Source organism: Paraburkholderia sp. Clong3 (assembly GCF_050436485.1).
Taxonomy (GTDB): domain Bacteria; phylum Pseudomonadota; class Gammaproteobacteria; order Burkholderiales; family Burkholderiaceae; genus Paraburkholderia; species Paraburkholderia tuberum.
The window spans coordinates 2,778,280-2,789,844 of record NZ_JBNDMH010000003.1; the positions used below are offsets into that span (position 1 = coordinate 2,778,280).

An 11,565-nucleotide genomic window follows, 5' to 3' on the forward strand; every position below is an offset into this window, starting at 1 on the left:
TCAGTAGTCACTCAGCTTCGACGACAAGGTCGTCGTTACACAAAGAGGCCTGAATGGCGGCGCAACCTGGCGGATGTTCCGGTCGGCGATACTGCGCTGCGGGCGTGCGGTGCGCACCAAAAAGACGTTCCAAAGCCGCTGGCACCACGGCGCTGCTGGACTGGCGAATGGCGGCATGCTTCGCCTTGAGCTCAGTGACGGCGGTTTGCAGCGTGGTGAAATCGCGTTGCGCTGCCATCGGTGGAACCGGCACCTCGATTCTGGCTAACTTCTCGACGCCAAGCGTTCGATTTCTTCCCGCTCCACCGGGCGATGCTTCGCGCACTTTCTCCAAGCCCTCATTGCCGAGCAGGTAATAAAGCAAAAACGAGGCTTCGATTTTCTGCGAGTCAACCACGCAGGTCATAAATCGGTGCGAACCGAAGCGCCAGGCATCCTCTGGTCGCGCAATAGTGATTGCGCCTTCCCATGCGAAGACGTTGGAAAACAGCAGATCGCCCGGTTCGATGCGGAACAACCGTTTCGTACCGAGTTCCATTCCCGACACCGCAGGCTTGTGGAAGGTGCCTTTACCAAAGGAACGGATGCCGAGTTCTGGATATCTGGCTTCCGCATCAATCTCGACTTCACGCCGCACCAGCGGCGCAACTTCACTCATCGGGCGATACGGCACACTGGCGATGGCATCACGGAAACTCAGCGCCAGCAAGCGGTCGGCTTCGGACTCAACGGCATCCAGATGAGCGTTGATTCGGGTGGTCTTGTCGCTCAGATCGTCCAGCTTGGCGACGATAACGCGTTGTTCGGGCAGCGGCGGAAGCGGGATTTCCAGTTTCAAGAAAAATGCTTCCTTGAAACGGTTACGTGTTGTTGGCGTGCTGCCAGTGCAATCTTCCTCGACGCGCTTCCACGTTGCCGGAAGTTGGAACCAGCGATTTAGAAACCTGGAATCGAGCTGCGAATCATCTACGCGGAATAGCGGAAATTCGTTGGACACAAATGCGCCGTCGAGTTCCGGCCCGATGATGCCGAAAGCGCCCCGCCATGCGAACAGACGACTGTAAATGAAGTCGCCGACTTCAACACGGCTCAGGCGCGTTGCTGATGTTTCATTTCCAGAAAGCGTTTCGCGGTGAAATGCACCATTTCCTTCCAGGCGTACACCGAGCAAACGGTACTTGCTGTCCGTCTTCACGGGCTCAGCGCGATCAATTTGCGAGACAATTTCGTAAAGCGAAACCATCGGCCAATTACTCACGCTGCCACCTCGCCGACCAGCGCTTCGAGTTCTCCCAGCAGCCGCAAAACCTCGCCTTCGTGTCCCCGCATGCGTGCCACCAGTTCCGCAGGCGCGATGTGCTCCAACTCATGCTTCACGTTCGGATTCTTCACGTCGAGGTTGTAGCCGCGCGCGGCGATGTCGCTGGCGCTGACTTTCCACGCCTGCGGCGTCTCCTTCCGGTCTGGCCACCACGCCAGGCAGTCGGCGAACTCATCGAACTGCATGGGGGCGGTCTTGGAGTATTTTTTGCGGCCTTCCGGCTGAGCAATCTCGTAATACCAGATGTCCTGCGTCGGTCCGCTGCGTTCGAAGAACAGCAGGTTGGCCGGGATGTCGGTGTATGGCGCGAACACACCCTGCGGCAGGCGCAGGATGGTGTGCAGGTTGAGATCCCTGAGAAGCTGCTCCTTGATGACTGCTGCCACGCCGTCGGCGAACAGCGTGCCATTGGGAACCACCACAGCCGCCCGCCCGCCACGTCTGGCACGATGCGCCTTGATGTCCCCATTCTTTGGCACTATCGCGTCCTTGAAGCGCAGCTTGCGCATGATGTACTGGAGGAACAGCAGCGCGGTCTCTCCGGTCTGCATGGTCGGCGGGAAGTTCGCCTTGATACCCGCTTCTTCCTCGCCGCCGAACGGCGGGTTGGTCAGGATCACGTCCACGCGCTCGGTGTGGCCGATGTCGTTGAGCTTGACGTCCAGCGTGTTGCCGTAGCTGATCTGGGGCGTTTCCAGACCGTGCAGCAGCAGGTTCATTTCCGCCAGCATGTACGGCAACGGCTTGGCTTCCTGGCCGTACAGGGTGTGGTTCTGCAACATAGCCCGCAGCTTCAGGTCCTTGCCCACCTTTTTGCGCAGATGTTCGTAGGCTTCGACCAGAAAGCCGCCCGTGCCGCACGCCGGGTCGAGCACGGCTTCTCCCAGACGCGGATCGGTCACCTGCACCATGAAGCGGACCACCGGGCGCGGCGTGTAAAACTCGCCGGAATCACCTGCCGCATCGCGCATTTCGCGCAGCATGGATTCGTACAGGTGAGAGAGCGTGTGGATTTCCTCGCTTGAAGTGAAATGGATGGCGTTGATCCTGTTCACCACGTCACGCAGCAGGTAGCCGCTGACCATGCGGTTCTGCACGCCCCTGAACACGTTGGCGATGACCCGGCGCTGGCCGTTGCGGTCGTCACGGTCGCCCTGCGCGCGCAGATAGGCGAACAGGCCCTGTCCGCGTTTACCGTCCGGGCGCACGGCTTTGTCACTGCTCAGGAACGCCAGCAGTTCTTCACCATTGATGCCATCGGGCCTCGCCGCCCAGTCGCGCCAGCGGTACGGCGCTTCGATGAGCGGTTCGTAGTCTTCGCCATCGAGTGCGGCTGCATCTTCGCGGCTCTGCTCAAGGTCATCGAGGAACTTCAGGAACATCACCCACGTCAGCAGCGGCAGGCGGTCGGCATCGCCGTTCAGGCCCTTGTCCTTGCGCAGAATCTGGCGCACGGACTTGATGAGGGCGGAGAGCTGCTGTGCCGTGGTCTGCACGGCTTTTCCGGTTTTTGCTTTTCGAACCATGATTTCTTTCGTTTACTGATACAACGCCTGCTGCAGGCCGCCAAAGGCCGCGCGCAGTGCTTTCGGGCCACCGAAGTAGGCGGCGATTTCAGAAGGTCTGCCAAAACGGTCGAAGGGTTCGACCGTCAGCAATTCGGAGGGCTTGTCGAACTTGGCGAGACCGCGCTCGATATAGCGGTCAATCAGCAGGCCGAGGATGTCGCGCGCAAGACCGCTGTATCGCGCGAACAGATCGGGATGCAGCTTCTTCGCGCGTTCGGCCCGTTCACGGCGGGTCAACAGCGGCGCATTCCATGCCAGATGACACAGCAGATCCAGCGGATCGGCATCGGGCTGGCCCGTGGCGGCGATGAGCTCATCGAAGCTGATGTGCCGCTCGGCCAGTTCGCGCAGCACTTCAGCTCGCGTGTCTGGCTTTGCCCAGGCGTTTTCCAGTTCCTCGCGGGCCGGGAACAGTGAACGCACCGATCGCGCTGTGTATTCGGTGTAGCGCACGACTTGCAGTTTCTTGCCGTCCGCATCAAGGTCATAAACCAGATGCCCGATGACTTCAACCTCGCCGCTATCGACGTAATACTTGCGCGGTTCATTCGGCTCGTCACCGCCGACAATCTCGCCACCGCCCTCACCGGGCTGTGGTTCCTCGTCAGCGCTGTCGGCCTGGGGAATGTCCGGTTGCTCCGGCTCGCTGATTTCGGTCGCGGTAACGGTGCCGTCATCGTCTACCGTCTGTTCCTCCACGAGCACCGGGAAGCCGTCAAAATCTGGATCGGCGAAGTGCCGGGTTGCCGTGCCCGTGTAGTCGAGGATGTTGAAAAACTCCTTGCCGTAGTCAACGCGCAAACGCGTGCCCCGCCCAATGATCTGCTTGAATTCGGATTGCGAACCGACGACACGGGCGAGCACCACGTTCTTGACAGTGGGCGCGTCCACACCGGTTGTGAGCATCTGCGAACTGGTCACGATGGTTGGCGTCGGCTTGTCGAGGTCCTGGAAGTGGGCGAGGTGGGCAAGGCCAATGTCGCCCTCGTCTCCGGTGACGCGGCACACATAGTCCGGATATTCCTTCGTCAGGTCGGCATTGAGGTTCACCAGTTCCTGCCGCATCTCGGATGCGTGCTCCTGATCGACGCAGAACACGATGGTCTTGGCAAAGCGGTCGCTGCCACGCATGAAGCCGGTCAGGTGCCTGGCAATAGCCTTGGTGCGGGCGCGCAAGGCGACAACGCGTTCGAAATCCCTGGTCTGGTACTCGTCGTCCGGAATGGCCCTCCCGTAGCGGTCCACCTCGCCACGGCTCGGTCGCCAGCCTGCAGCGTCGGCACTGGTGATGACGCGATGCACGCGATACGGCGCGAGAAAGCCGTCCTCGATACCCTGCTTCAGGGTGTAAAGGTAAACCGGATTGCCGAAATAATCGTACGTATCGCGCGATTCGTCGCGCAACGGCGTGGCGGTCATGCCGAAGTGGACCGCCCCGGAGAAGTAGTCCAGTACCTTGCGCCAGCTGCTGTCGTCGCGTGCCGCGCCACGATGGCATTCATCGATGATGACGAGGTCGAAGAAGTCTGGCCGGTACTGCCGGAAAACATCTTCGCTGGTCGTGACGAGCGCCTGATAGATGCCGAAATACATGTCGCGCGCCTGGCTGGCGTCGCCGCTGCTGATCTTGTGCCTCGCATCGCCGAAATGGATGAAGTCCCTGTCCTTCGGATCGTCCACCAGAAGGTTACGGTCGGCGAGGAACAGGATTTTCGGACGACGGTACTCGCCATTGCGGTTCCATCGGCTGTTCCAGAGTTTCCAGCACACCTGAAAGGCCACACTGGTTTTACCCGTGCCAGTGGCAAGCGTCGCGAGCACGCGCTTCCTGCGGGAAAGAATTGCCTCGACCACGGCGCGGATGGTCGCGTCCTGGTAGTAGCGCGGCGTCTTGCCGGAGACGAGGTTGTACGGCTCCAGCAGGGTTTGCAGTGCGGCTTTCGTCAGGCTGACCGACTGGTTCAGGCGCGCCCATAGTTCTTCTGGCGCAGGGTACCGTTTCACTTCGCGCTCGGTACCACTGGTGTAGTCGATCTCGATGATGCGCAGGCCATTGGTGGCATAGGCGAACCGCAGATTCAACGTCTGAGCATACTCGCGAGCCTGCTGCACCCCATTTTCCGCAGGCAGCCCGGTTTCCTTGGCCTCGACCACGGCAATCGGGAAATCGCGGCGGTAGTAGAGGATGTAGTCGGGCTTGCGCACCTTCGCTCGCCGCGCCTTGCCACCGATCAGGAAAATGCGACCGTCTGTAATCGGTCGCTGCTCGCCGATGGAGCAGGGAGCGTCACCCCAGCCTGCCTTCTGCAACGCAGGCGTGACGTATTCACGGCAAGTGTCAGCTTCAGTCAACGCTACTGTCCATCCTTCTGATTTCTTGCTCACTGACTGATGTGACCTTGTCAATGATTGTCCGTGAGTCCTTGTATCGCTCCGCGATTTGACAGCCCCGCGGTTGTGCCCGCCGACGAAAATTTTCTTTGGGCGTTTTGGTTGTCATCTCAAAGTTAGGAGTCTTACCTAAGAGAATGGTTTTGCCGTTTTTTTGATATCTTGCGGCATTGCGTGGGTTGGATCGTATGGATTTTTCTTGGAGGTGACAAGTGGTTTTTCGCTTATTGCGTGCACAACGATATGCTGGCCGCATTTTAAATATCAAATTTCGTTAAATCTGTCTGTTTGACAGGGTGATTGGTCAATTGTTAATTTGAATGCCAGCCCACAATTTTTCGAGATAGGCGATCGCTGATCGCGGCCTTCAGGCGGCGGGTTTTCACTCCAACGTTTGTAGTCCTGTCCTGCCGTAACAGATTCATTGCAATCCGCCGAAGGATAGCGAAGTTCTGCGCAGCGTTGTTCAGCTCCGGGCGAGAGAGGGCGGAGTCGCTTGAATTGCGCACTATCATCGCGTACATACCCGGCTTGAGGCCAGCAAGCTTGCACGAATATTGGGTCGGTGTCCCTGTGACCAAGGACTGGCGGAGCTGTCGATCCCGCATTCTCAGTTTTCCGGGCGTCCTGCATTCGCAGAGAAATCTATTAGTACTCCAACTGGAAATGAGTTATGAAGAACCTGTAACCACGGGCCACGCCTTCGCGGCGAAAGAGGAGTTATGACATGAGAGCGATCCTGATTGATCCGCACACTCGCACGGTGACGGAGGTTGACTACAACGGCGAACGCGAAGGCCCGGATGCCGCGAGCGCGAGCACGCTTATCGGGTGCGACATAACCGAGGCGCTGGCGCTGGATGTGAACATTGACGAGATGTATGTGGATGACATCGGCAAGCTGCGCCGGGAACGCCCGCCCTGGTTCCTGACTAGCCTGCTGCGTAACGACTGGATCTGCGGTCGTGCGCTCGTCGTCGGCCGCCGAGACCGCCACGGGCACGATACGCCTCCCAAGCTAACGCTGGAGCGCGTGCGCGAAAGCATCAGTTGGGCGGACATCGGGTGCCGTCAGGATCACGCTGTTGCCGGGCGATAGTCGCCAGCATGCGCTTTGCCTGGCGGCCGCAGCCGTCAGGTAGTCAATGTCCGATCGTTTGGCTCCGTGCGGCCATGAAGCGACGCTCGCCCGACGATGAGATACAGCCGAACGCCGTCACATTTCGGTCAATCGCCCACGCGGCCCCACGTCGCTGACTAAAGTGTTCCGCGATCGCTCCGATCCAGGCGCCTTGTGAGCGGCGAACGCGACGTGCCGATAAGGCGCGGCGCAAGTGCCTCCAGGTCTCGGCGTCGCACGTGGCGCTTCGGCAAGCTAAGGTGGTCGAGCGCTCTTTAGCGCCGCCGTGGTTAGGCAGTGCGGTGGAGCAAGTCGAAGTAAAGCATATGGGTTCACTGGCGGCAATCGGTGCGCTGCAACGGTCTGCCGGAACTGGCGAGGACAGCTTCATACGGACGAAAAGGGGGCGACGGATGACGTGTCGGAGGCGTACAAGCGGTGGAGCTACATTATTTCCATGAACACCAAGAACCAGAATAGAAAGATGGCCCCTATGGCATCGCTCGTGGGCTTCCTGCGCACCTCGCCTGCGCGTACTTACGAGGACTGACCCATGAGACAAGGCATGCTGATCGCCCTGCTGGCGACCCTCGCCTGCGCCTGCACCAAGGAGAATCCATTGACTTCACTACCTGACCTGAGCGCCGTGCGCGCGAACCTCGCGTTTACGTGTGTGCATGAGGCTGACCACCTGCCGCCGCTCGATCCCGACACCGAGCGGTTGTTCAAATACGGTCGATGGCTGCAGAAGCAGGACGGCCCGAAGGACTTTGACGATATCGCACGGTATTACCGGATCGCGGCGGCCCACGGTCACTACAAGGCCAATAGCAATCTTCAGCAACTGGTATCGACGGGGCTGGCCGACTCGCCAAATGCATCGAAGGAGTCGGTCGATCTGGCAATCCAACTGGTGAAACAGGACGTGCCCGGTGGCTATTACGACATCGCCCATTACCTAGAACTCGGCTACGGCCTGAAGCAGGATAGCGTGACAGCCTTGCGCTATTTCCGCAAGGCGGCGGACCTGGGCAGTCCGGACGCGCAGTATTACCTCGCGGAGAAACTGGACCCCATTGACGCCGCCCCTGAGATTGCACTGCAAATGTACCGGTGTGCAGCGGATCAAGGACATGGCAAGGCCGCGACCTCCCTGGCTATGGGCCGTGCGGGAGAGAAGTACTATGCAGAAGCAGTCAAGGCTTTCCAGCAGGGCGTTATGGCAGGCAACAGCCTGGCTGCGTATGCTCTGCAAAATGGTTTCGAAAAACCATCACCGGACGATCGCATCGACTACCTTGCCCTTCCGAATGATCCTGAGCGCTCGCGCCGCTACAAACTGATCGGCCAATTCCTCGACGCCAACGACGGCCTGAATCCCAAGGTGCCGGACATCGACCAGATCGTGCCGCTGCCTCCCGCGAAGCTGCCGGAGTGGGATGGCACGTTCCAGTGGCAGAAGGAGCAGGACGCCGTGAAGCCGCCGCAGAAACCCGAAGAGAGTCTGGTCGCGCGCCTGGCGAAGGAAAAGAATCTCGATCCCGCCACGGGCCTGCCGCTTGCACCGGTCAAAAGTGCGAAGGCCGAGCGCGTGCCTTTGGGTACGGTCGCGCGCACGGGTGAAGTCTGCCCGGAGAGTGGTGTGTGGTGCGACAAGCATTGGGCGTCGGTCAGCTATGAGGCGACACGACATTTCAGGAAAGGTGAAGTGATGCCGGAACTCGTCATGGACGATCGTCGTCCCGTTCCGTTTCTCGATTCGCTGCTTGGCATGCGCAAGCACCGCACCAATGCGGACTGGAGCCTGGTGTCCTACAGCGATCAGGCGTAGCGCGCTCATGGGACAGCGAAAATATCATGGTGGGCCGAAGCCGCTAACGATTGAAGAAATGCAGGCCATTGCTGCCGTGCGCGATGGCAGTTGCCTGTCGGTGGAGTACGTCAACAGCTATACGCCGCTCGAATGGGAGTGTGCTCGGGGGCGCGCGAAGTGGGTAAGGGAAGGTAAAAACGAGGTTGTCACTGAGTTTCCTGAAGGTTGGACAGCCGTTCGCCCGGAAAGCGGACCCATAGAGTTGCGCGATCCGTCCGGCGTGGTCCGCGCCTTATACGGGTGGGCCGAGGATGCTGAGCTCAGGATTCTGCCGCGGTATCTGGTTGAGTCACAGACGGACAGTTCAAGCGGACTGGGCAGCTTGCTCGTCCGTGATCGCGTGAACGGTCAAGTACTTGAGAGGTCGTCGATCTGGTCGGCTCAAACTGGTACCAACCATCCCGATTGGGCCAGGTTGTCAGAGTGGCTCAACTTACACTATCCACAACATCGCGACCCGCTTCGGTACTGGGAAGATTGCGAGGAAAATCTCCGACACTGAGCTATTTTTTGGGGGCTCTGTTCCCGCGTCTGCTGCACCCGGCGTGACGGGGGCGAAAGGAGGGCTCACGGCTTGATTGAGCTTCCGAGCTCGGCCACATTGTCGTGACTCGGCGTTGGCTTCGCGCGTATGCTATCGGCACCATGCCGAACTGGACACTAACGAAATCCGGCAATTGATTGTCAAGCTGATCCGAAAGGGCGCGATCCTGGATCGTTAACCATAGATGCGCACGCGGTTCGGCTTACACCCTCTGCCTCATCCAGCATGCAATGCTCATGCGGTCGCGCGTGGCGGGCAGCACCTCGTGTTCAAACTCCGCCGAGAGAAACAAGAGCAGCGTTCCGGCGCGCGGAAAGACGTCGTGATAAGACTGATCGGCAAGGTATAGCCGCAGTGCGCCGCCCTCGGCGTCCTGCCACGCTTCGTTGAGGTTAGAACACAGCGGAAATCACGCGGCTGTCGCTGTTACGCAGGCAGTCGAGGTGGCGTGCGTATCCGGCACCTGGCGGATATACCGCGTAGTGTGATTCGCTATCGACCAGACCGAGAAACAGGTCGCGGTTGAGCGCGTTCCGTAGCGCGTCGATGCGATCGGCGAACGCCTGCTGCCGCTTGCTCAGCGCGTCGGGTTGGAACCAGTGCGTGCTATCGCCGCGCAAAAGTGTGGCAGCGCGATTGGCCCCCACACGGGCTGGTGTCAGCAGCTGCGCGTCGTGCATGGCCATGCATTCGGTCGATAAGGCCTGCGTCTGGCTCTGTGACAAAAAGTTCGACACGACACACCAGCCGTCGACGGCGAGCGCGCGTGTCGCGATGTCGAATTCGCTGGATCGGGAATTCGACGCGACATCGATTGCCTCGTCCGGCGCGGCGTCGCCGATCAGGCAATCAACCAGCAATTCGATTTCCGCTTCAATCAGGGGGTGTTCCAGAAATGCATCCGTTTTATTTGTTCTTCCGCTGGCGGCTCGATCGAGTACTCGCTCGGGTCTGCTACCAGCTGGTCAAAACCATCAAGCATTGTCGGGGGCGCGTCGAACGCGGGCATTGACACACGCCGGACCCAGGAGGAAGAGCCGGGTCGAGGTGGTCGATCTGTTGGGACAACCGCGCAGTCTACACGAGTGGGACGAAGGCTGAACGAGCGACCACGAAAGACCCTGGATTACGAAACACCGGCTGAACGATTCGATCGAACTATTGCATCGACCGGTTGAATCCGCCTCAGTTATCGACCGTTCGCGGCTCAACGATACACGTCGCATAATCGACTTCCGCAGTCATTTGGCGTCGGAGTCGTTTCATTTCGTTTTTTGGGGGGAGCGCCGGTCGACAGTCCGTGCCAGTTAATGAGAACTTGTTTGAGCCTCTAAGCCGGTAGGCATTGGAGCCTTCATCAGGATCATCATTCCCACTACCGCGCCATCAACACTCATGGTCGCATCTAGCACCGTGGAATTGGTTACTAAACGTCCGGGCGCGCCAAACGACTTCTCCAGCGCATCAGTGAACGGACGGTCAAGGTTTGCTCCCACAATCCGAATTCCGAACTCCATTCCTTTGCTAGCCAAGTTTGGGACCACAAGTCCTAACCGATTTATGACATGGATGCCAGCCTTGTTAAGAGCGGTAACTATAATCGTTCCTACCCGTGCGCTTTCGGCATGCCCTTCAAACGATCCCACATAAATACTGCGTCCCGCAAAGGGGCCAAGCTCTTTGCCAATCTCGTTGATTTGCTCAAGGCTTAGGCTTCTATCCTGATATTGCACTAGTTTGGCTTCGGCATCCCGACTAGCCAAGAAACTCGACCGATTTCCGTAGATGTGCGTACCTACTTCCGCTGCACCCAGAGCAAGCAAGGCAATGATGCTGACCCAAAAAAGGAAATTGCTAAAACGGGCGGTACTTTCTATCGAATTCCAGTCAGGAAGGATGCTCATGTTAGTTCGCACTCGAAAAAAGGTGTGAATGCAGTTGGCGGCCGCTCGAGATTAAAGGCGGATGTGAGTACGTCAGCGCAGCCGTCAGTGTGGTCTGAAAAACGTGTGCGGCCGTCGCCAAGGTCGGCCGCCGTTGTTATCTTGACGCCAGTGTAACAATGTCGCTCACAGCGCAAGATTGCGCCGCGAAATTCAGCCGACTGAATCTTGAGGCGGCTGGCCGAACGTCACGTCGAACGTTTTACATCCAACGATTGGAGCGACCGCCTGGTGAAGGCGGACCGCTAGCCTTTCAACGATAGACCACAGCGGGAAGTGTTTCTTTCCAGTGCGAATGTATCGCAGCCCCTGTCTATGGTTCAGTGCAACCAGCATATCCATTGCGTCAGCGTCTCCAACTCGCATCGTGAATACGTCGAGCAACCCTAGTTCCTTTGCTTTCCGGAAGCAGCCGTGAAGGTCATGCCCGTACTCTCGCGGGTTTGACAGAGCGTGCACACCTATGCCTTGATGACGGAGAAACGCCTTCAGCGTCAATTCGATGCCGTGCATTGCGAGGAAGTACGCCGGTATCGGAGAGACCAACTCGTAGCCGTTCTGCGAGCCGATCTGTTCGTCCACGACGTGTGCCGCCTCGATGTACTCGTAAGCATACCGTGCGAGCCCCATGGCACTTGTCTGTTCATTGTCGGTGTTGCTGGCAGTGTTCATTTGGTCCGAGTCCGCGCGTGAGGTAAACATGATACCGGGCGGCCGGAGTGAACCGCTTACACCAAAATAAGGCGGATGACCCATTGTGAGCGAATGGCCGTTCGACTTGCTCCCGAAAACTCGGAGGACTGCG

10 protein-coding genes are annotated in these 11,565 nt (G+C 58.8%); 3 read left to right on the plus strand and 7 right to left on the minus strand.

Annotated features, from left to right (window positions below):
- Positions 1–7: 7 nt before the first annotated feature.
- The 3 genes from OKW30_RS36135 to hsdR are packed head-to-tail and all read right to left on the minus strand — an operon-like array spanning position 8 to position 5,241.
- Entirely contained in the window at positions 8–1,258 is a 1,251-nt protein-coding gene (locus tag OKW30_RS36135) for a restriction endonuclease subunit S (RefSeq protein WP_429348983.1), read from the minus strand.
- Positions 1,255–2,847, minus strand: a complete 1,593-nt coding sequence (locus OKW30_RS36140; protein WP_429348984.1) for an N-6 DNA methylase — start codon at positions 2,845–2,847, stop codon at positions 1,255–1,257. Before OKW30_RS36140 ends, OKW30_RS36135 begins: the two co-directional genes overlap by 4 nt.
- 12 nt (positions 2,848–2,859) lie before the next feature.
- Complete coding sequence (gene hsdR / locus OKW30_RS36145) at positions 2,860–5,241, minus strand: EcoAI/FtnUII family type I restriction enzme subunit R (RefSeq protein WP_429348985.1); 2,382 nt, start codon at positions 5,239–5,241, stop codon at positions 2,860–2,862.
- Between the two features lie 766 nt (positions 5,242–6,007).
- On the opposite strand from hsdR, the gene OKW30_RS36150 reads away from it, so the two are divergent.
- The 3 genes from OKW30_RS36150 (at position 6,008) to OKW30_RS36160 (ending at position 8,775) form a co-directional block, all read left to right on the plus strand.
- A complete protein-coding gene (locus OKW30_RS36150) occupies positions 6,008–6,379 on the plus strand; it encodes a DUF3846 domain-containing protein (RefSeq protein WP_429348986.1) in 372 nt (123 codons plus the stop codon).
- A gap of 586 nt (positions 6,380–6,965) precedes the next feature.
- Entirely contained in the window at positions 6,966–8,231 is a 1,266-nt protein-coding gene (locus tag OKW30_RS36155; RefSeq protein ID WP_429348987.1) for an SEL1-like repeat protein, read from the plus strand.
- A 7-nt stretch (positions 8,232–8,238) separates the two neighbouring features.
- A complete protein-coding gene (locus OKW30_RS36160) occupies positions 8,239–8,775 on the plus strand; it encodes a hypothetical protein (RefSeq protein ID WP_429348988.1) in 537 nt (178 codons plus the stop codon).
- Positions 8,776–9,019: 244 nt separating this feature from the next.
- Here OKW30_RS36160 and OKW30_RS36165 read toward each other — a convergent pair whose 3' ends face one another.
- The 4 genes from OKW30_RS36165 to OKW30_RS36180 all read right to left on the minus strand — a co-directional run bounded on the left by OKW30_RS36165 (position 9,020) and on the right by OKW30_RS36180 (position 11,432).
- Positions 9,020–9,220: a 2OG-Fe(II) oxygenase gene (locus OKW30_RS36165; protein WP_429349228.1), complete on the minus strand. Its 201-nt coding sequence runs from the start codon at positions 9,218–9,220 to the stop codon at positions 9,020–9,022.
- Positions 9,210–9,677: a 2OG-Fe(II) oxygenase gene (locus OKW30_RS36170; protein WP_429348989.1), complete on the minus strand. Its 468-nt coding sequence runs from the start codon at positions 9,675–9,677 to the stop codon at positions 9,210–9,212. Before OKW30_RS36170 ends, OKW30_RS36165 begins: the two co-directional genes overlap by 11 nt.
- 447 nt (positions 9,678–10,124) lie before the next feature.
- Positions 10,125–10,721: a hypothetical protein gene (locus OKW30_RS36175; protein ID WP_429348990.1), complete on the minus strand. Its 597-nt coding sequence runs from the start codon at positions 10,719–10,721 to the stop codon at positions 10,125–10,127.
- Positions 10,722–10,913: 192 nt separating this feature from the next.
- A complete protein-coding gene (locus tag OKW30_RS36180; RefSeq protein WP_429348991.1) occupies positions 10,914–11,432 on the minus strand; it encodes a hypothetical protein in 519 nt (172 codons plus the stop codon).
- Positions 11,433–11,565 lie beyond the last annotated feature (133 nt).